Consider the following 21,360-nt stretch of genomic DNA (forward strand, 5'->3'; position numbering starts at 1 on the left):
TAAATTATGCTTTTTGTAATTCAAAAACGGTGATTTCAGGAAGTATACCTATTCTTCCTGGATAGCCAAGGTAGCCATAACCGCGGTTGACGTAAAGTTGCTGTTCATTCTCTTTATATAGGCCGGCCCACTCTTTATATCTAAGACTAACTGGACTCCACTTAAAGCCGCCAATTTCTACACCATACTGCATGCCGTGTGTATGACCTGCGAAAGAAGCATCAATATTTGTTTTGTCTAAGACTTGTGCTCGCCAATGAGAGGGGTCATGAGAAAGTAAGAGTTTGGTAGGAAGGTGGTCTGTATTTAAGATTGCTTTTTCAAGATTGCCATGTTGTGCAAAGCCCTGACCCCAGTTTTGAATTCCTAGAATCCCTAGACTATCACCGTCAACTTTTATTTCTTTATGTTCGTCCATCAATAAATTCCAGTTCATGAGCTTATGGGCTTCCATGAGGTCTTTAAGATTTTGTGTTTTAGCCTGCTGACTGGACCATTGTACGTAGTCTCCATAGTCGTGATTGCCTAATGTGGAATAAACGCCTAGAGGGGCTTGAATACGCTTAAATATGTCAAAGTAATCATTAAGTTCCTCAGCTTTATTATTGACAATGTCTCCTGTGAAAAATACCATGTCAGGCTTTTCATTAAGAAGCATGTCTACACCACCTTGCACAGCGGTTTTATTAAAGAAACTACCAGAGTGAATGTCAGAGAGTTGTACAAGTTTTAGACCATGAAACTGTGCAGGAAGGTTAGCGAGTTTAAGTGGAACTCGCCTAATTCTATAGTCATGTGCACCTGAAATTATACCCCATGTCATAGCTCCTATATGTGTGGCTCCTACAGCTAAAGCGGCCTTTGTAATGAATTCTGTTCGGCTTATAGGATTAGAAATGGGCTGGTCTAGAGATGTACCCTTGTTTGAAAATGAAGATTGAATCCACGAGTAGGCTTTACGAATCATCAAAACGATATCACCGAATAGGAGAACCACGGCAGCAAATATCTTTGAAACGTAAACTATGAGAACAAAAGAAGCGATGAATGTTCTGGTTTGATAAGATAGTCTTTCACCTAACCAGAAGAATCCAATAATTACGAGTGATACACTTATGAGTGGAATGGCCCAATATAGTATAGATACAAACCTTTGATTATTGGCTGACCATGGTTTTATAAGTTGTCTTACACCTGTGAATATATACCAGTCTAATCCAAGAAATAGAAATAGGAAGATGGTAAGTAGGACAGTTCTTTGCATTGGTGGTAAACGCTGCTTGTTCTTTTGTGGTTCGTTATGGGGGGGAAAACAAAAAAAGGATGAACTTTCGTTCACCCTTTTTTAATTTTCTAGGTGCTAAGTATTAGTTAACGTCCCAGAATATTTTGGTTTGCTTAGTATCTCCACCGATGGCAGCTGCAGCTGCATCATATGAAGTACCGTTTAATGTAGCCTCATTAGTTGGGTACAATAATCTACTTGGGATATCTGAATACTCAAGACCGTCTGGTACATTGAATCCAGTAAAGTCAAATAGTCTCCAAGTAGTCCATCCTTCTATACCACCGCTATAGAAAAGAGAGATCCATTTTTGAGTACCTAATTGTTGTTTCCAATCATCAGCAGAATATGCTACGCCTTCTTGTGCTAAGTAAGCATCAACATCTTCTTGAGAACCACCCCACTCCATAATAGAAGTAGCTACAGCTTTGTTGTAAAGTTCTTCAGCAGTTCCTCCAACGTTAAAGCCACGTGCAGCAGCTTCAGCTCTTAGGAATTCTACTTCAGAACAGCTGATAAGAATACCAGGAGAAGTAGCTGTTTGTAAATAACTTCCAACTTGAGTAGAGTTAGGGTAAGAGTTAGTAGTACCGTAAGTTCCACCAACATATTCACCATCTAAATTGTTGCTAAAGAAAGCAGATCTTCTAGGATCATTATATCCATTCATTACGTCAACGATAGTGTTGGCTGCAACGAAATCTGTACGACCACTTAACACGAAATCCTCATAAGCAGGGTTGGTGTATGGAGCAGAAGTAATGTATTCCATAGAAAGGTCATCAGATAATTCAGAAAATACTCCTGAAGTTACAGCAGCTTCAGCCATAGTTTTAGCAGTAGCTGGATCTGTATCTGCAATACGCATTGCTAAACGAAGCTTCAAAGAGTTAGCCGCTTTTTTCCACATAGCCACATCTCCTTGATTAATCAAGTCGTTTTTGGCAGAAAAACCAGCAGAATTCACATCAATATCGGAAATCGCTTGATCTAATTTAGAGAACAAGTCGTAGTAAATTGTTTTGGCGTCATCATACGATGGGCTTGGGTTTTCGAAATCCAAAGCCGTAGAGTAAGGAACGTTGCCGAATAAATCAACTAAGGTAGAGTACATTTGTACTTCGTTAATAGTGATAATTGCAAGCTTGTTCTTTTGAATTGGAGCTGTTGCAGCATTTGTCTCTTCAGCTTCAAGTAATCTCTTTGCTTCTTTCAAATCATTTAAACCATCTCTGTATACTCTAGAAAACCAGTTAGCCGAGATATTACGAGTAACCATGTTGTACTGAGACTCATCAGGATATGTTGTTTGTGCCTGATATTGAGCATACAATTTGAATACGCCATAGTTTACACTATTGCTATTCATGATGTGATAGAAACGCTCTGTTGCATTATTAAAAAGCGATTCTGCCGGAACAGTGGCTAAGCTTTTCTTGTCAGTATTCAATTCCTCGAAGTGGTCTGTACAAGATAGAAGCGAGCCAAATAATAAAATTGCTACTATTTTTTTCATATATATATTTTTATAATTCCGCAACCACCCTCTCAATCCTTTCGGAAAGGAGGTGTGGATGGAGGTATTGATTATTCTTAAAAGTCAAGTTTTACGTTGAAACCCATGCTTCTTACGGTTGGGTAAGAACCAGTTAGGTAACCTTGAGCATTACCAGAACCTAAACCTGATTCTGGATCAGCGAAAGGAACATGTTTCTTGATAATCCAAAGGTTTCTTCCTACTACACCAACAGAAATGTTGTTTGCAAAATTGCTGTATAGTTTAGATGGAAGATTATAAGAAAGAGAAGCTTCTCTTAATTTCACATAAGATGCATCGTATACATGAATTTGAGCTGGGTTTCTAGAAGAGTTACCCCAGTAGTAGTTACCACCATAGTAATCTGCTCTAGCTCTTACTGTATTTACAGAACCGTCAGCTTGAACACCTTCATTAAGGACTCCACCACCTTCAGCAATCGGTAAACGCATTTCATTTCCTAACTCATTAAGGCCAGCAGTGAAATCTGGCATACCAGTTCCAAAGCCATAGTAAGTATCTAATGAGAATACTTCACCACCTTGAGACATGTCAATTAAGAAGCCTAAAGAAAGACCTTTGTATGTTAATGTGTTATAAAGACCTGCAGTATAATCAGGAGCAGCTACACCTAACACTTGGTCAGCTTTAGCTACGTAGTACCCGTTAGCGTCAACAATTCTGTTACCGTTATCATCATAGTCATAACCAGTTCCTCTGATAGTACCATAACGCTCACCTTTAGTAGCATTGATAGTAATACCACCTTGATAAGAACCTAATACGATGTTTTCAACATCACCATAAAGTGACTCTACCGTATTCATGTTTTTAGCAAAGTTTAAGTTCATGTCCCATGTGAAACCTGCTACTTTAATTGGAGTACCAGTTAAAGCTATTTCAATTCCTTTGTTAGAAAGTTCACCAGCATTAACATAACGAGATGAGTAACCTGTTGCCGTAGATTGAGAAACTCTTAAGATTTGATCAATAGTATTCACTTTGTAAACACTCATGTCTAATCCTAAACGACCACCCAATGTATTCAATTCCAAACCAGCTTCTAAACTCTTAGTTCTTTCAGGCTTAAGGAAAGCATTGTTTTTGGTAGAAGGAAGAGAAGTAATAATAGAAGAACCGAAGTTGTCAGATCTCGTATATGTGTCATATACATTAAGAGCACCTGTATCATTACCAACCTCAGCATATCCGAATCTTAATTTACCAAATCTCAACCAGTTGGCATCAATTAGGTTAGAGAAAACGAAGCTACCAGATGCAGAGTAATAGTTGTAAGCATTGCTACCAGAAGGAAGAGCAGAAGAGATATCATAACGATCAGAGATATCCAAGAAATATGTATCTTGATATCCTAATGATGCACTTGCATAGTAACCGTTTACTTGCTTCTCAGCTAATGACTCCAAAGGAATAGGAGGAGTATTTACTGAGTTACCGATAGACCATACTCCTGGGCTAGCCAATCCACCTGCTGTAGAAAGCATGATTCTTTCTCTGCTTTCAGTTCTAATGTTAGTACCGATAATTCCAGAAAGAGAGAAGTCATCGTTGAATCTATGATTGAAGTTACCCATGATATCATAGTTCATCTCTGTAAAGTTGATGTCAACTCTTTGGTATCCTGAAGTTTCATCAGAAGCGTTAATTCCAAATGCAATTGGATTAGAACCTTCAGCTAATCTCTCTTCACGAAGTTCAGTATAAGTATCAGTAGATATTCTACCAGTCAAATTAAACCAGTCAGTTACTTTATAGTTTAGGTTAATGTTACCAAAAAGACGGTTTCTGTTGTCAGATTGGTAGTTCTCGAAACGAGTAAAGTAAGCATTGTCAGTATAGATTGGCCCTATGTCGCCACCAATTGGATCTTTTTGGTTCCAAGTGATATTTCTACCAGTTAAGTTATAGAAATACTCTTGTCTTTCCATATCTACATTAGTCTGGAACCACTGACGCATAGATTGCATAGGGTTTAAACCAGAGTATCCTGTTCCAAATCTACCAATAGTAGCTTGTCTAGAGTAGTTAACAGAAGTTGTTGCAGTAATTCTCTCTCCAAACTTGTACGTTGAGTTCAAGTTTACATTGTGTCTCTTTTGAGAAGAGTTAGGAAGGATATCTTTGTTGTCTAAGTTAGTATAACCTAAACGGAAAGTTCCGTTCTCATTTCCACCATTAAACGATATTGAATTGTTCAATGTAGTTTGTTGCTGGAAATAATAGTTTGCTGGAGTGTTTTTTGCAGCAACCCATGGCATAGGCTTACCATAGTTTTCAGATTCAGGAACAAATGATTCCCACTGATAAACCATTCTATTAGGATCAAATGCTTGACCGTAAGATGCATCTTCATATGTAGGAACTACATCATCAACAGTACCATCACCATTAATATCAGCAGCGTCAAAAGAACCATCTTCGTTGCTATAGTAGTAGTTAGAGTAACCTGCACCATACTTGTCTTGGTAGTTTACGAAAGTGCTTTTATCAATTGCACCAGTTGTAACTGTAGAAGAAATGCTTACGCCAATTCCTTTTCTAACAACACCTTTTTTTGTTGTTACCATAATTACACCATTCGCTCCTCGAGAACCGTAAAGAGCGGTTGCAGCTGCACCTTTAAGTACAGAAATGCTTTCTACATCTTCTGGGTTAATATCAGATGTTGCATTACCGTAGTCAAAACCAGTTTGACCATTTCCTTGAGCAGAAGTGTTACCTTGATAGTTAGAAACAGGAACTCCATCAACAACATATAATGGTTGGTTATTTGATGCTAATGAGTTGTTTCCACGTATTAAAACGTTTACAGACCCACCCATACTCGTATTTTGACGGATTTGAACTCCGGCTACTTTACCAGAAAGTGAGCTTACAAAGTTTTGTTGTTTAACCGTAGACACGGCATCACCACCAACTTCTTGAACAGCATAACCTAGAGATTTTTTCTCACGAGAAACACCTAAAGCAGTTACTACTACCTCAGAAAGTTGATTAGCATCTGTAGAAAGAGCTATGTTGATTACGCTTTGATTGCCTACTTGAATTGATTGGCTGTTCATACCAACAAAAGAGTAAACTAGTGTTGCTCCTTTTTGAGCAGCAATTTTGTACATTCCATCTACATCAGATGTTGTACCACGAGTTGTACCTTGAACAGTGACGGATACACCTGGAAGGCCAATGCCGTCGTCAGCGGAGGTTACCTTTCCGGAAACTTCCATGGATTGTGCAAAAGTGAAAACACTTAAGCTAACCAAACACATGGTTAATAAAAATTTCTTCATACAGTTTGTTATTAAGGTTTTAATAATTCTTAAAGTGCCAAATTAAAAAATGTTAAATAAATTATTACCTGAATATAAATAAAATTCTATTTATATGGGAATAGTGCTATCCTTTGTTGGAAAAGTATAAAGGTATGCATGCATACTATTATGAACGACTCCTTATTTAGGGGCTTGTTTAACAACGATTTTACTAAGAATCTTAGGGAAAAATCTTTTCAAATACACACCGGCCCGTTCTTTTAGGCCACCTATGTATATTTCGTTCTTATTTGCAGAAATTGACTTTACTATTTGTTTGGCACATTCTGTAGAAGACAATCCATTTATTTGGTTATTGTCCATTTTGCCATATTTAGAACCATCAGCAGAAAGTGAGTTTTTTGAGATATCAGTATTGATATAACCAGGGCAAACTACGGTAACCCCTATGTTGTATTTGTAGATTTCAGCTCTTAAAGAATCGTAAAATCCTCTGAGAGCAAACTTTGCAGCGGCATAGCCAGACCTGCCTGGAGTAGCCACTATACCTGCTACACTTGAAGTGGCAGCAATATGCCCTGACTTACGCTTAACCATATATGGCAGTACAGCTTTGGTCAATGCAATGACACTAATTAAGTCAATGTCGATTAATTTTTTATAAACCTCAATATCCGTTTCCAAGACAAAACTTCTCTGAGAAATACCTGCATTATTGAAAAGGATGTCGATATGCCCGAAATGTTCAATTACTTTTTGGGTGAGTGAACCAAACACTTCAATATCTTGAACATCCATTGGTAAAACTAAAACATGACCTTCTGGCAAGGCTAAGTTTTCTTTCACTCTTAAAAGCTCATTCTCTCTTCTAGCCGAAAGAATAAGTTTGCAGCCATGTTTACCAAATTCATAAGCGGTAGCTTCTCCTATTCCAGAAGAAGCTCCCGTTATCCAAACTACTTTGTTTTCTAAATTCATGAATTTGGCTCTTTTTAATTCTTAGTCAATTAAAACGGCGTTACCAGCTGCTACCTCTTCTTCCACGAATTTGAATTTGACATCTCTTTTAATAGAGCCGTCTTTAAATTGAACACTCACTCTTTCGTTTCTGTTAGCCACTTTTTGAGATTTTGCAGGAGTAACTTGTGCTATTCCCTCTTCTCCAGCTCCTTCTGCTCTGTTTGTAGAAAGTTTCGGTTTGTCTTGTTTTGGAGGAGCTACTTGTTGGAAACGCATTTCTACTATTCCAGCTTTCATTAAGAAGGAAATCATTTCTGCATTTACCTTTTGAAGGAAGCTCTGGAATAACTCTACCGCTTCAAATTTGTAAATCAAAAGCGGGTCTTTTTGTTCATAAGAAGCATTCTGTACAGACTGCTTCAAATCATCCATGTCTCTCAAGTGCTCTTTCCACTCTTGGTCAATTACACTTAAAGAAATGGCTTTTTCCATTTCCTTGATTAGCTCTTTTCCGTTTGACTCAACGGTTTTCTTCATATCGCAGAAAACTGCAATATTTCTAGTACCATCACCCACTACTGCCATAAACGGCTCGTCTTTAATAGCATTTCTATCTTCAAGTACCTTTTGTAGTACAGGGATTGTTTTATCTGCTATTGCACGATTTTTTTCAGCGTAATGCTCTTCGGCTAAATCGTAGAAAGTGTTTTCTAAGCTAGATTTTCCGCTATCAAATTCTTCACGAGTGATGGCTGGTTTAAAGCCTAAGTTCTGTAAAGTTCTTAGTTCAAACTCGTCATAATTGTTGTTTGCATTTGACAAGATAGCATGACAGTTGTCATAAAGTACATTGGCAATGTCTAAAGAAAGTCTGTCGCCGAAGAGTGCATTTTTTCTACGTTTGTAAATAGTGTCTCTTTGGATGTTCATGACATCATCATACTCAATAAGACGCTTTCTAACTCCAAAGTTATTTTCTTCAACTTTCTGTTGAGCTCTTTCAATAGAATTGGTAATCATGGAGTGTTGAATAACCTCACCCTCTTCCATGCCAAGTTTATCCATCATTTTGGCCGTACGGTCTGAGAAGAAAAGCCTCATCAAACTATCCTCTAAACTCACAAAGAATTGAGAAGAACCTGGGTCTCCTTGACGTCCAGCTCTACCTCTTAGCTGTCTATCTACCCTTCTAGATTCGTGACGCTCTGTACCTACAATAGCTAATCCACCGGAAGCCTTACTTTCTGCGGTAAGTTTAATATCCGTACCACGACCGGCCATGTTAGTTGCAATGGTCACAGTACCAGGCTTTCCAGCTTCAGCTACAATGTCAGCCTCTCTTGAATGCTGCTTAGCATTAAGTACTTGGTGTTTTATCTTTCTGATACTAAGCATTTTGCTTAATATTTCAGAGTTTTCTACAGAAGTGGTTCCTAAAAGTACTGGTCTTCCGCCTTCAACTAATTCTACGATTTCGTCAGCAACAGCATTATATTTCTCTCTAACCGTTTTGTAAACCTTGTCTTGCATGTCATCTCTAACTATAGGTCTGTTAGTAGGAATAGACATTACATCAAGCTTGTATATTTTCCAAAGCTCGCCAGCTTCAGTTTCGGCTGTACCAGTCATACCAGCCAGCTTGTGATACATTCTAAAATAATTTTGAAGCGTTACGGTAGCATAAGTTTGTGTAGAGTCTTCAATTTTTACATTCTCTTTTGCTTCAACAGCTTGGTGTAGTCCGTCAGACCATCTTCTACCATCCATCACACGGCCAGTTTGCTCATCCACAATCTTAACTTTGCCATCCATCAATACGTAATCAACGTCTTTTTCAAATAGGCAGTAAGATTTAAGGAGTTGGTTTACAGCGTGAATTCGCTCAGCCTTAGTAGAGTAGTCTCTTATAAGTTCGTCCTTTTTAAGGATTTTATCTTGCTCTGATGCTTCACTTTTGTCAATCTCGTCAATTTTGATTGACAAATCTGGCATGATAAAGAAGTTAGGGTCTTCATCATGGCCTGTTAAGTAGTCAATACCTTTATCTGTAAGTTCAATGCCCTTATTCTTTTCATCAATAGTGAAATAAAGAGGTTCGTCGGCTTGCGGCATTAATTTGTTGTTTTCCGCAATGTGGGTAGCCTCTGTATCAAGTAATATCTTTTTGATACCACTTTCTGATAGGTACTTAATCAGTGGTTTACTTTTGGGTAAACCTCTGTAAGCTCTGAAAAGAGAAAGGCCACCTTCTTTTATTTCACCAGCTTTTATTAATTTTTTGGCTTCGTTAAGGTAGTTGTTGACAATTGTTTTTTGAACTTCTACAATTTGACCAATTCTAGGTTTAAGAGAATTGTAAAGAGCTTCGTCTCCTTTTTTTGCCATAGGTCCACTAATAATAAGTGGTGTACGAGCATCATCAATAAGAACAGAGTCAACCTCATCAATCATGGCGAAGTGGTGTCTCTTTTGAACAAGTTCTTTTGGATTACTTACCATATTATCTCTTAGGTAATCAAAACCAAATTCGTTGTTTGTTCCGTAAGAAATACCAGCGGCATAAGCTTCTCTTCTGGCATTACTGTTTGCTGGATATTTGTCAATACAATCACAAGTGATACCATGAAACTCAAAAATAGGAGCCATCCACTCAGAGTCACGTCGTGCCAAATAATCATTGACTGTTACTATATGTACACCTTTGCCTGCAAGTGCATTAAGGAAAGCCGGGAATGTAGCTACTAAGGTTTTACCCTCACCCGTTTGCATCTCAGCTACTTTTCCTTTGTGTAGTGCGGCTCCACCAATAATTTGAACATCATAGTGTAGCATATCCCATCTCAATAGATTGCCTGCTGCCTCCCATGTGCTATTCCAAGTTGCTTGGTCGCCTTCAATAGTGATATGGCCTTTTTTCATGGCCAGCTCTCTATCTAGGTGGCTAGCCGTAACGGTAATGCTATCGTTATCTTTAAACCTTCTCGCCGTTTCTTTGATAATTGCGAAAGCTTTTGGAAGAATCTCAAGAAGAACTACTTCAAGTTCCTCATTCTCTTGCTCTTTTAATTTATCTATCTGGTTAAAAGCAGCTTCTTTGTCAGCAATGCTCAACTCAGCGTTTTCTTCAATATTTTTTTCGATAGCTGCTATCTCATCTGTAATGGATGCAAGCGAGTCTTTGATGTACTGCTGTAGTTCGGCAGTTTTAGCTCTGAAGTCGTCATTGCTTAATTGACCAAGTTTTTCAAACTCCTGATTAGTAGCCGTAACATATGGAGTGAGTTCTTTAACATCTCTTTCAGATTTAGTACCGAATATTTTTGAGATGCCTTTACTTAAAAAATCTAACATTATATATCTTTAAAATCTTTATATCGCTTATAGAAAATAGAATACAAAATTACTTAATAACACTTGTAACATAACAAGAATAGTGCATGAAAAGCAAGGTGTGTCAAATTGACAATGTTTCATGGTATAAGGAGTCTTAAGTGCCAGAATTGCTTGTTTTTACAAGTTATATATTACCTTATGGCTGATTTTGTCAGGTTTAGTTTACTACTACTACAGGGTTTCTAGAGGTTTTCTCTAACAGAGGGACTAAAATTTTTGAAGCATTTTCTTCAGCCGTCTTGAGTAAATTTGAATTCTGGGCGGTTTGAAGAAGTTTCTTTTCTGCCGATTTAAATGCTTCGCCAAAAAGTAATTCTTCATTCATGAAGGCATAATCGGAGTCGTAAATTTTTGATTTTGAATGGTCAATCTTAAAATGACAGATATATGGTTTTGGTAATTTTATATAAGTAGTGTCTCCTAAAGTATATACATCATCATTACCTATTTTTGTTAAATCAATACAACCAGAAGCACTGCCATATACAATTAAAAGAGCTTTTGGGTCAGGCAAAAAGTCTCTAGGAAGCTTTTGCTCTACTATATCGTTAAAGTAGTAAGCAGCTAATTCGAGATTTCCCATTGTCTTTACTTCCTTAAGAATTATGGAGTGATTAGACTCAATACTTTTAATTTTGAACGGATTTGACAGTTTTGGGATTAATAGTTCCCAAACAAGAATGGCAATGAGGGCAACAATAAGAAGGCTGATAACATTTTTTATGATTTTTGTCATTACGTAATGAATGGAAATAATATTAATTTTGTTGCAGAATACAAATGGTCACTAAAGATTTTAGTTTTAATGAAAACGAAACTAATCCGAATTTAGTTTTATGCAATTAGAAGCAATAGAAAGAAGAAGTAATTTATCAAGAGAAGAATTCATTGAAAGTTACTTAAAGCCCAAAAAGCCGGTCATTTTTACCGACTTGGTAAAAGATTGGCCAGCTACTGAGAAGTGGACTTTTGATTGGCTAAAGAAAAATCATGGCAATTTAGAAGTGCCATTGATAGATAAGCACTATCATGATCCGGATAAGTACTTTCAGATTGCGAAAAAAATGAAGTTTGGTGATTACCTAGACCTCATTCAAGCTGGACCGGTAGATTTGAGAATATTTTTGTTCGATATCTTTAAGAAGATACCTGAATTAGCTGAAGATATTCGTTACCCTACTATAATGGATGGCTTTATTAAAAGCTATAAGTTTATGTTTTTTGGCGGACAGGATTCTGTCACCAGTTTGCATTATGACATGGATTGTTCTAATGTCTTTTTAACACAGTTTCAAACTAGAAAAAAGGTTATTCTTTTTGGGCCTGATCAAAGTAAAAAGCTTTATAAGCATCCTTATACCGTTATGAGTCATTTTGACCCAGAAAATCCTGACTTTGACAGGTTTCCTGCGGCCAAAAATTTAGTTGGTCAAGAGGGCGTTTTTGGTCATGGTGAAACTATTTTTATTCCTTCACTATGGTGGCATCATATCAGATACGTAGATGGAGGCTTTAGTTTAGCATTAAGAGCAAATGATTCTGTTTTTACTACCCTGAAAGGTGGAATGTTTTTAGCAAGACACAGTATTGTAGATAGAGGCATGACTAAGGTTTTAGGAAAGAAATGGAAGGAATGGAAAGAAAATAAAGCTTCAGAAAACGCAATGGAATTTATCTAAAATTTTGATTTACAATATTTAAAGTGGATTTTGTGAAAGCAGAATCCACTTTTTTTATGGGGGAATTGAGTAAATTGCCTGAATTCCTAGAATTGTAAAAGTTAAATCACATTGGTAAATATTGATCCCAATAATATACTAAATATAACACTGGTAAAATTGCTTAAAACCGATTTCTCCCAGTTTCAGAGTGTTTCACATGCTTATGAGGAAATAGCTAAATCCATTAATCAGGTACTTGAGGTTGACAGGTTAAGCTTTTGGGATTTGTATGAAGACACTATGGTTTCTAGATGTACCTACTTTAAAGGAGAAATAAGTAAGACTAATAGAACTTTATCTGAAAAGGAATACCCTTCATATTTTAAAGCGATTAAAACAGGAGCACCCATTGTAGCAAATGACGCGGCTTCACACGAAAGTACGAGTGAATTTAAAGATGGATATTTAGAGTCATTTGGTATCACATCTATGCTTGATGTTCCTATTCACGAACGAGGAAAACAGACGGGAATACTTTGCTGTGAACATATTGGAGAAAAAAGAGAATGGAGTGATAGCGAGGTATACTTTGTTAGTCTAGTGGCTGGTTTAGTATCCTTGGTCAATAGCTTATTTAGAGTAAAAGAGACGAAAAAGGAGCTTCGAGAAGAACGTCTTTTGCTTAAAACCATTGTTGATAATTTGCCTTTTCATGTTTTTGTGAAGGATAAAAATTACAAGTGGATTTTGTCTAATAAAGAGACTTTGAAGTATGTTGGAGCAGCTTCAGAAGAAGAGGTTTTAGGGAAGGCTAACACGCAGATATTTCCAAGAGATACTGGAGAAGAAGGGATGGAGGGGAATGATGTTGTGCTTAAGACCGGTAAGGCTATTTTAAACCAAGAAACGTTTCATGTTAGACCATCAGATTTAAGCCTTCGGAAATTTTTGGTTTCTAAGTACCCTCTTAAAGATGATAATAACGAGGTTTCTGGAATAATTGGTATAGGGCAGGATATAACAGACCGTTCATATGTTGAAGAGCAATTAAGAGAGAAAGAAGAGCAGTTTAGATTTATTGCCGAGAATACTTCCGATGGTATTATTGTGATGCAAGGTGGACTTTTAAAATACTATTCTGCCTCTAGTGAAAGGATTTCAGGCTATAGTTTTAATGAAATGCTTGAGTATAGTGAAATGGATATGTTAGGCTTCATTCACCCAGAAGAAAGAGATACTATTAGCGTTTTAGGGCAAAATGCTGTTGCACAAAAAGAGAAGAGTTTAGTTCTAAAGATGCGGGCAAGGCATAAATCGGGAGAATACTATTGGCGGGAAGATACGATCAACTTTATCTACGACGCTGAGGGTAAGCACGAGGGCACTGTTGTTATTTTTAGAGACATTTCAGCATCTATTGATTCTGAATTTAAACTTAAGGAGAATGAACAGCTTTTAAGTGAAATTCTACACGCCTTAAATGAGGCGGTTTGGGCTATTGATTTTTATAGCTACACGCCAACATTTATGAGTAAATCTTTTGAGCGTTTATTTGGATTTACCTTGAAAGAGTGGAAAGAAAATCCTGAAAAGTGGATGGAAGTAATTCACGAGGAGGATAAACATATAATTGGGACGGTTTTAGATGATGTGCTAAATAAAACCTTTGCTAGCTACACTCTAAGAGTATTAAATAAAGAGGGAGAAGTCCGCTGGGTAGAGAATAGAGGGAAAATTCTTTTTGATGACGAAGGTAGACCCACTATGATTTTGGGCATGGCCGTAGATATTACCGAAAAGGTGATGGTTCTTAAAAAATTGGAGAAAAGTGAAAAGCAGCTTTCGCTTATTTTAAACTCTTTGGACGAAATAGTTTGGGCTATAAAATTACCGAGCCGAGAGCCACTTTTTATTAGCGAATCTTTTGAAAAGGTGGTGGGGATATCAACAGATAAATGGTATCAAAACACCGAAGTGTGGACTGACTGTGTTTTAGAGAGTTCAAAAGAAGAGCACCAACGGCTACTGGACGAGTTAGCTTTAAAAGGAGCCGCTAAAGCTTTAGTACAAATTAAAGATGCTAATGGTAATCTGAAGTGGTTAAATAGTGTGGCTAAATACGTTTATAACGAAAGTGGAGAATTAGACATGATGCTGGGTATTAGTTTAGATATTACAGAACAGGTTAATACTCAAAATCAACTTAAAAGTAGTGAGCGAAATTTAAGTGATCTTTTATTTGCCTTAGATGAGGCTGTTTGGGCAGCTAGTATACCAGACTATGTGCCTTTGTTTGTAAGTAAGTCTTTTGAGGAGTTTTATGGCTTTAATCTAGAAGAATGGCAAGAAGATTGGCTCCTTTGGGAGAAGGCCGTTCATCCAGAACATAAGCACTTATTAGAGGGTTTTAAAAAGAGAATTTACTCTCTTGAAATTGCCACGGGTACTTGTAAAATTGTAAGTAAAAGTGGTGTGGAAAGATGGGTTCATAATATAGCAAAGACTATAAGAGATGAAAATGGTGAGCCGTATATGCTTTTAGGTGTAGCGATAGATGTGACTGGTGAAAAGGAAAATGAAAGAGAGCTTAACGAAGTTAAAAACCAAGCGATGAAGGCTGAAATGGCTAAGGCAGAATTAGAGCTGAAGACACTTCAAATGCAAATGAACCCTCATTTTATATTTAATTCGCTTAACTCTATTCAGAGTTTTATTCTTAAAAATGATGTTATATCTACCAATGACTATTTAAGTAAGTTTGCTAGGCTAATTCGTTCCTTTTTAGACTCCTCTCGTTCGGTTAAGATAAGATTAAGAGAGGAAATTAAGCTTTTAACGCTTTATGTAGAAATGGAGCAGATGAGGTTTGGTGATAGGTTTGATTTTAAGATAGATTTGGGGCCTGAGGTTGATGTGTTAATGGAAATCCCAAGTATGATGCTTCAGCCCTTTGTAGAAAATTCTATTAACCATGGAATAAGATATAAAGACAAAAAAGGCTTACTCAAAATTAGTTTTGAAAACCATGATGGCAGCCTACTTTGTAAAATAGAAGACGATGGCGTGGGAAGAGATAGAGCGGAAGCTATTTTAGCTAAAACGAATAAAGGCTATATTTCTCAAGGCTTGAAAATTACGGCCGAACGATTTATGACATATAATGCCATTCACCAATCCAATATTACTTACATGGTTTCTAACCTTACAGATGAACCCGAAGTAAAAGATGTAGGAACCTCGGTTAAGGTGTCTTTCCCTTTTGCAAATAGTTTAAAAGGTGGAGATTAATTTGCTTTGACTATAGCTTTCGGAGCTTACTTTCAAAATCATCTGACCTTGGTTTAATCTAGCTTTTTGAATGTCAATGGCTAGTTCAAAGTTTGTTTTGGTATCAATATAATGTGCTTCTTGATAAAGCATTTGACCCGAAAGGGTGTAAAGCTGAAAACTATAAGTGTCAGACTTGACAGGATTAAATAAAACCTTAAACCTTTCTTTAGACGGATTTGGAGAAATAATGAGCTTCGCCAAAGGCGTTTCAGTGCTTAGAACAGGGTTGACAATTACTTCAATAGCCGTTTCGCTCACACAGCCTCCATTAGTTTCGGTCAAAATATAAATTCCAGATTCTTTGGTACTCACATTTTTCAATGTTGGGTTTGGCTCATTGCTTTGAAAATTGTTTGGACCTTTCCAGGTCAAGGTTCCGTTACTGTTTGTCTGTGAACTTAAGGTAAGATCTTGGTTAGCTAAGATAGGCGAGTTAGAACTCGCAACAGGGGCAGGAAGTGCATTGACATGAACTTGAAAGCTTTGAGTTAGACAACCTTGGCTGTCTGTAATACTAATTAATGTGTCTTGAATTAAGGGTGTTGTATTAACCTCAGGGTTCCAGTTTTTTAGCAAAGAATTATCCGACCACTTGGTTTTTAATGTCAAAGACTCGCCACAGTCTATCCTTAGGTTTTCAGTGGTTTGCTCTTCTTTTACCATTACAAAATTGTCAAGTGTAATGCCTTTTGAAGTAAGATATTTGACGGTGAATACATTGTCTTCTACTTCTATAATCACGGCTCCGGTTTCTTTGGTATCTGAAAAATACATGGCGTCATGAGGATAACCCTCAGATGTAGTACCAACCCAGCCTGCGGTTCCAGCTACCATATAAACGGTACCTAAATCAGCTTTTTTATATGGGCAAGAGTTCTCTTGTTGATTATATTTTGCAGAAGAGCTGCTTACTGCGTGTTTGTCTTTTTGAAATTCAGTTTCAGGACCGTTAAATCCATTTAGTAAATAAGACCTTTCATAGGTGTGAGAGTGCCCTGTCAATACTAAATCTACAGCGTATTTGTCAAAAATGGGGACAAGGTTATTTCTTATATCAATTAGCTCTTGTTCTTTATCAGAATCATGCGAGCCTTTAGAAAAAGGAGGGTGGTGAAAATAAACCACTGTCCATTTAAGCTGATTGGCGGTTAAATCTTCCTCCAACCATTTGGCTTGTTTCCCTAGCAGGTTTGACATTCTTTGGCCGTCTTCTTGCCCATAAGAATCTAGAGAAACAAAATGAACATTGCCAATATCAAAGGAATAGTAAGCTTCACTGTTTGACGCCAAACCACCCGATTCACCTTGTGTAGGTAAATTGAAAATATTGAAATAATCAGGCCTTTCTCCTAGGTCATTTGGCCAAAGCTTACCCGCATAATCGTGATTTCCGGGGCTTGGCCATAAAACCGTTTTTCTTAATAAATCTTCTTGATAAACAGCGAAAAATTTGGATTGATATTCTCTGTCAAAACCAAAACTGTAAGCATTGTCACCTAATAAAAGCATGCCATCTATAGGCCTTTCTTGGTAGTAGTTCTTGACTTGCGAAAGAACCTCCTTTTGCATTGTAGTGCCTGTTCCGCAGTCACCAAAAGCCACAAAGCTTAGTTTTTTTGTGCTGCCAGTTAAAGGCAATGTTTTAAAAGAGCCAATTACCGTTTTATTCTCAGAGTTGGTAATGGAGTAATGGTACAGTGTAGCAGGCGAAAGGCCTGTCAAATTGGCTTCAAAATCAATAAAGCCTGTAATGGTTTTTGAGCTATCTAATTTATTTGGCTGAAGGCCGTATTTTATTTCAAAAACCTGAACAGCATTAGAACGCCACTTTATAATCAGACCATCTTGCCTTGCAGATTGCAAATAAGGCCCTCTAGTAATCTCTTGTCCCATAAGGGAGAGGCTAGCTAGAAGACCAAAGATGAAAGTGGCAATTTTCATGTAAATAAAACTTATCTAAGCTTTGAAAACGGCAATGGAGTCATCATGACTGAGACTACTTTTTCTACTATTTTACCATCTTCTTCAGAAACTTTTTGAGCCTTTTTCCATACATGGTCAGCTCGGAAAGCGTCCCATGATTTTTTGGCGGCAGCTTCACTTTCATGAGCAATGATATATACCAAATGTGGTTGAGTATTGTCTTTTTCTATAGTGCCCCAGTAGGCTATGTTTTCAATACCATGTGTTTCGAAAATGTCTCTAGTATGGTCTCTAAATCGAGCAACTATGTTTGGGTATCTTCCTGGAAGGCAATAGTAAGAACGAAGTTCAAAGATTCGCTCTGGAGATTTAGCTTTTAACTTTAGCTTCTTTGTCAATTCAGGCTCCATTTTTAGGAATTTAGAATCCACCGCAGCTACTATTTTTCCGTTTATTTGAGAGTCAGCAGCTACTTTTTGCCATTCTGGGTCGGCAGAAAAAGCTTTCCATGCTGCTTGTCTTGCTTCCATAGAAGGGTAAGATAGCATATAGATTAGGTCATTCTTCATGTCTGGTGAAGTAGGTAACCAGTAGGCTACGTTTGTCATGCCGTGCTTCTCAAAAATACGCGTAGTATGATTCTGAAAGCGAGCAATAAGGTCATCTCTTTTGCCTTCATGGCAGTGATATACACGTAATTCATAAACCTTTGTGTCAGGTTTGGCATCCACGTTTAGAGCTAATAGGGCCATAGAGAATAGGAGTATAAGTTTCATAATTTATTTAATAGGTTTTCTGTAAATTTACAGTAAATCATTTCAAAACTACCCCCTTTATTCCCTTATAAGCTATTGTGAAAACCAAATGGTGATTTTCGACAATATCAATACAATTAACCTTTATGAATTTAAATAGAAGACTTTTCTTAGCTACGGTTTTGTCTGGTTTTGTTCAAATGTCTTTTAAGAAAGGCCGGAAACTCTGCTTTTCCACTTTAGGTTGCCCTGACTGGACTTGGGAAGAAATTATAAATAATGCTGAAAAATATGGCTATAAAGGCATAGAAATAAGAGGGCTAGGTAGTGAGATTGATATTTTGAAAAGCCCTGTTTTTTCTAAAGCAATGCTAAAGGAGTCGAAGAGAAGGGCAGAAGATAGCGGTGTTGAAATTGTCAACCTAAACCCCTCATCTAATTTACATCAAACAGAAACAAGCAAGCGTCAGGCTAATTTGGATGAGCTGAAAAGGTATGTTGATTTGGCGGTAGAGCTAAATAGCCCTTATGTCAGAGTTTTTCCAGACAAATTTGCTTTCAAAAATGATAAAGAAAAATCCCTCAATTTGATAAGTGAGGGGCTGCAAGAAGCCAATGAATATGCAAATGGGAGTGGCGTGAAAGTACTTCTAGACTGCCATGGAGATTTGGTTTGGTCTGAAGATATTAAGCAGGTTATGAATGAGCAGCCAGCCGGCAGTTCAGGTATAATTTGGGACTATTTCAATATGCATTATTTGACGGAGGAGTCCGCATCAAAAATGACGAAATCGTTAAAACCATTTATAGAGTTTGTTCAGATTAAAGACGGTAGTTTTAAGAATAGAGAAACCCACGAATACTTTTTGCCAGGAAAAGGGGAAGTGCCTATTGCAAAGGTTTTGAGGCAACTCGATAAAATAAACTACAAGGGCTTTATAAGTCTAGAATGGGAGAAAAGATGGCACCCAGAACTGCCAGATTTAAAACAAGCATTGCCTCTTTTTAGTCAAATTATTAATGCTTAGTTGAACCAAAATTTACTTGAAAGTGACCAAAGCCAAAATTCTATTTATCTGTGTTTTAGTTTTTTCTTCTAGCCTAGCCTTTGGGCAAGCGGAAAATTCTAGATTTGGCATAAGCCCTCATTTTGGTTTAGGAATGCTGCTGCCCGGTGCTCAAAAAGCAATAGAGGGAAACCAAAGGATGAACTACATATGGAAATTTTACAACATTGGTTATACCACAAATAATCAAGGAGAAAGAAGCTTCAACCTTCAAACAACAAATAGGATAGGCGTAAATTTTAATTATAAGCTATCGCAAAACATTGATTTAACTGCGGGAGGAACGAGGGTAAATTATGTGAGTGCCTATAAGCCAAGTTTGAATTATGATTTTCAGGGGCAGCAGGTGCAGGCTTTTCTTGATAATTATAATTACCTAAGTCTAAACTTTGGCATAAAATATAGAGCCTATAATCTCTATTATGTGGTGCAGGGAAATTTCATTCCAAATGCCAATGGTTTTTACAACAGGCGTAAAGAAAAATATTCTTCGGATATAATCTCAGGAGACTATACCAATACAAGTGGCACAGGTTTGAAATACAACACCCTAGTGTCTAATGACCTTAAATATGGACTTTACTTAGGTATAGGGCAAGAGGTGTTTTTAGGAGGTGATACGGAACTGGAGCTAGGTTTTAGTTTTGCTCTTCAGCCTCTTTATGTAGAACAAATTGACTTTTATAATGGAGGCTCGCTCATAGGAAGAAATAGAAATAACAAACTTATCAATGGTGTATTTTTAGGTCTTAAACAGTCTTTTAATTTTAGAAAAAAAGAGAGAGCACCAAAGCCAATAAAGGTGAAGAAACCAATGGTTTCAACGAATGATGAGAGTTTTGAGATAGGGGAGCAAGCAGTAAGAATAGGGGAAGAATTAGTGATGCAGGAGATTCAATTTGAGCAGTCTTCTTCGGAACTAGATTATTATAGTCAGCAGAGTTTAAATACGGTGTATAAGTTTTTACTAAGGTATCCTAAATCAAAAATTGAAATTAGTGGACATACTTCATCGGAAGGAGACAGAGGAGCCAATATTGAACTTTCGGAGCTTAGGGCGGAGGCGTGTAAAGACTATTTGGTGCAGAAAGGAATAAACGGAAGACGAATTAGAACCTTGGGTTTAGGCCCAGATAGGCCAATCTCAAGAGATGAAGAAGAACTAAACAGACGTGTGGAGTTGAAAATTTTAAGTATGGAGTAGCCAAAATAAAAACGAAGCACCTCGCGATACTTCGTTTTAAATTTGAGCTTGAAAAGCTTATCAAACATCACATATTTTAACACATCTTTCAAGTGATGCTAACATGCCTGCTTTGTCTTTTGCTTTAGGAATAAACTCTTGACCTAAATAGCCTTTGTAACCTGATTCTATTAAGGCCTCTACCACCGCTGGGTAATAGATTTCCTGTGTTTCGTCAATCTCGTTACGGCCTGGCATTCCACCTGTATGGTAATGGTTTATGTATTTTCCAAAACGTCTGATATTTCTGATATGGTCTCCGTGCATACTCTGCATATGGAAGATGTCATATAATAATTTGAAGTATTCAGAACCCACCATTTCACATAATGACACACCCCAGTCTATGTGGTCGCACATGTAATCTCTGTGGCTATTTCTTGAGCTAAGTAACTCCATAGAAAGTATAACGTCGTACTTTTCACAGGTTGGAATTAGCTTTCTAATCACGGTGGCACAGTTTATCATACCCTCGTAATCATTCATGCCATTTCTGTTTCCAGAAAAACAGATAATACTTTTAATACCGTTTTCAGAAGCTTGCTTTAGCAGGTTTTCATAAAAAGGAATAAGTACTTCGTGATTTTTAGTGTTGGCAAAAAAGTTGGTAAGACCAGTTCCTTTAGGCCATGCACCCCAACCAATGGCTGCTGTTAAACCATACTTTTTCAATATTGGCCACTCTTCAGGACCAGTAAGTTCTATAGAAGCCATCCCGATGTCTTTTACACCTTGGCATAATTCTTCAAAATCAATAGAGCCATAGCACCATCTACACACAGAGTGCTTTATGTTATTCTTAAGTTCCACTTTTGGTTTGATTAAATGTTCGTTTGCAATTGCTCCTCCAGCTATTGAGGTTGCCGCCACTGTGCCCAAGGCCTTAATGGCATTTCGTCTTGATGTGTTCATTATT

The 21,360-nt window shown here is 37.3% G+C and carries 13 protein-coding genes; 4 read left to right on the plus strand and 9 right to left on the minus strand.

Translation table 11 applies throughout. The features are described 5' to 3' along the window. Window positions 1-4: 4 nt before the first annotated feature. The 6 genes from AC0L6O_RS03125 to AC0L6O_RS03150 form a co-directional block, all read right to left on the minus strand. Window positions 5-1,264, minus strand: coding sequence for a metallophosphoesterase (locus AC0L6O_RS03125; RefSeq protein WP_473306256.1), 1,260 nt, complete (start codon window positions 1,262-1,264; stop codon window positions 5-7). Window positions 1,265-1,367: 103 nt separating this feature from the next. After that, window positions 1,368-2,801: a SusD/RagB family nutrient-binding outer membrane lipoprotein gene (locus tag AC0L6O_RS03130; protein WP_473306258.1), complete on the minus strand. Its 1,434-nt coding sequence runs from the start codon at window positions 2,799-2,801 to the stop codon at window positions 1,368-1,370. A gap of 77 nt (window positions 2,802-2,878) precedes the next feature. Beyond that, entirely contained in the window at window positions 2,879-6,130 is a 3,252-nt protein-coding gene (locus AC0L6O_RS03135; protein WP_473306260.1) for a SusC/RagA family TonB-linked outer membrane protein, read from the minus strand. 162 nt (window positions 6,131-6,292) lie between these two features. After that, window positions 6,293-7,090 carry an SDR family oxidoreductase gene (locus AC0L6O_RS03140; protein ID WP_473306261.1) on the minus strand — a complete coding sequence of 266 codons (798 nt, stop codon included), beginning with the start codon at window positions 7,088-7,090 and terminating at the stop codon, window positions 6,293-6,295. 21 nt (window positions 7,091-7,111) lie between these two features. Next, complete coding sequence (gene secA / locus AC0L6O_RS03145) at window positions 7,112-10,423, minus strand: preprotein translocase subunit SecA (RefSeq protein ID WP_473306263.1); 3,312 nt, start codon at window positions 10,421-10,423, stop codon at window positions 7,112-7,114. Window positions 10,424-10,622: 199 nt separating this feature from the next. After that, window positions 10,623-11,201 carry a DUF4230 domain-containing protein gene (locus AC0L6O_RS03150; RefSeq protein WP_473306264.1) on the minus strand — a complete coding sequence of 193 codons (579 nt, stop codon included), beginning with the start codon at window positions 11,199-11,201 and terminating at the stop codon, window positions 10,623-10,625. A gap of 100 nt (window positions 11,202-11,301) precedes the next feature. On the opposite strand from AC0L6O_RS03150, the gene AC0L6O_RS03155 reads away from it, so the two are divergent. Then, entirely contained in the window at window positions 11,302-12,144 is an 843-nt protein-coding gene (locus tag AC0L6O_RS03155; protein ID WP_473306265.1) for a cupin-like domain-containing protein, read from the plus strand. Between the two features lie 159 nt (window positions 12,145-12,303). Further along, a complete protein-coding gene (locus AC0L6O_RS03160; protein WP_473306267.1) occupies window positions 12,304-15,414 on the plus strand; it encodes a PAS domain S-box protein in 3,111 nt (1,036 codons plus the stop codon). Here AC0L6O_RS03160 and AC0L6O_RS03165 read toward each other — a convergent pair. Both AC0L6O_RS03165 and AC0L6O_RS03170 read right to left on the minus strand, forming a co-directional pair. Further along, complete coding sequence (locus tag AC0L6O_RS03165; protein ID WP_473306269.1) at window positions 15,397-17,397, minus strand: metallophosphoesterase; 2,001 nt, start codon at window positions 17,395-17,397, stop codon at window positions 15,397-15,399. The genes AC0L6O_RS03160 and AC0L6O_RS03165 overlap by 18 nt on opposite strands. 11 nt (window positions 17,398-17,408) lie before the next feature. Continuing rightward, window positions 17,409-18,155, minus strand: a complete 747-nt coding sequence (locus AC0L6O_RS03170; protein WP_473306271.1) for an NIPSNAP family protein — start codon at window positions 18,153-18,155, stop codon at window positions 17,409-17,411. 125 nt (window positions 18,156-18,280) lie between these two features. On the opposite strand from AC0L6O_RS03170, the gene AC0L6O_RS03175 reads away from it, so the two are divergent. Together AC0L6O_RS03175 and AC0L6O_RS03180 are read left to right on the plus strand one after the other, a co-directional pair. After that, entirely contained in the window at window positions 18,281-19,162 is an 882-nt protein-coding gene (locus tag AC0L6O_RS03175; RefSeq protein WP_473306272.1) for a sugar phosphate isomerase/epimerase family protein, read from the plus strand. A 22-nt stretch (window positions 19,163-19,184) separates the two neighbouring features. Then, window positions 19,185-20,405 carry an OmpA family protein gene (locus AC0L6O_RS03180; protein WP_473306274.1) on the plus strand — a complete coding sequence of 407 codons (1,221 nt, stop codon included), beginning with the start codon at window positions 19,185-19,187 and terminating at the stop codon, window positions 20,403-20,405. Between the two features lie 60 nt (window positions 20,406-20,465). On the opposite strand, the gene AC0L6O_RS03185 is transcribed toward AC0L6O_RS03180, so the two are convergent. Next, window positions 20,466-21,356 carry a hydroxypyruvate isomerase family protein gene (locus tag AC0L6O_RS03185; RefSeq protein ID WP_473306276.1) on the minus strand — a complete coding sequence of 297 codons (891 nt, stop codon included), beginning with the start codon at window positions 21,354-21,356 and terminating at the stop codon, window positions 20,466-20,468. Between the last annotated feature and the right edge of the window lie 4 nt (window positions 21,357-21,360).

Source organism: Arcticibacterium sp. GJ41-1, assembly GCF_055808875.1.

Excerpts from the sequence above, each read along its gene's own strand:
- secA (WP_473306263.1), bottom strand. The coding sequence starts at position 10,423 with ATGTTAGATTTTTTAAGTAAAGGCATCTCAAAAATATTCGGTACTAAA.
- AC0L6O_RS03135 (WP_473306260.1), bottom strand. The coding sequence starts at position 6,130 with ATGAAGAAATTTTTATTAACCATGTGTTTGGTTAGCTTAAGTGTTTTC.
- AC0L6O_RS03185 (WP_473306276.1), bottom strand. The coding sequence starts at position 21,356 with ATGAACACATCAAGACGAAATGCCATTAAGGCCTTGGGCACAGTGGCG.
- AC0L6O_RS03155 (WP_473306265.1), top strand. The coding sequence starts at position 11,302 with ATGCAATTAGAAGCAATAGAAAGAAGAAGTAATTTATCAAGAGAAGAA.
- AC0L6O_RS03170 (WP_473306271.1), bottom strand. The coding sequence starts at position 18,155 with ATGAAACTTATACTCCTATTCTCTATGGCCCTATTAGCTCTAAACGTG.
- AC0L6O_RS03165 (WP_473306269.1), bottom strand. The coding sequence starts at position 17,397 with ATGAAAATTGCCACTTTCATCTTTGGTCTTCTAGCTAGCCTCTCCCTT.
- AC0L6O_RS03140 (WP_473306261.1), bottom strand. The coding sequence starts at position 7,090 with ATGAATTTAGAAAACAAAGTAGTTTGGATAACGGGAGCTTCTTCTGGA.
- AC0L6O_RS03125 (WP_473306256.1), bottom strand. The coding sequence starts at position 1,264 with ATGCAAAGAACTGTCCTACTTACCATCTTCCTATTTCTATTTCTTGGA.
- AC0L6O_RS03150 (WP_473306264.1), bottom strand. The coding sequence starts at position 11,201 with ATGACAAAAATCATAAAAAATGTTATCAGCCTTCTTATTGTTGCCCTC.
- AC0L6O_RS03130 (WP_473306258.1), bottom strand. The coding sequence starts at position 2,801 with ATGAAAAAAATAGTAGCAATTTTATTATTTGGCTCGCTTCTATCTTGT.
- AC0L6O_RS03175 (WP_473306272.1), top strand. The coding sequence starts at position 18,281 with ATGAATTTAAATAGAAGACTTTTCTTAGCTACGGTTTTGTCTGGTTTT.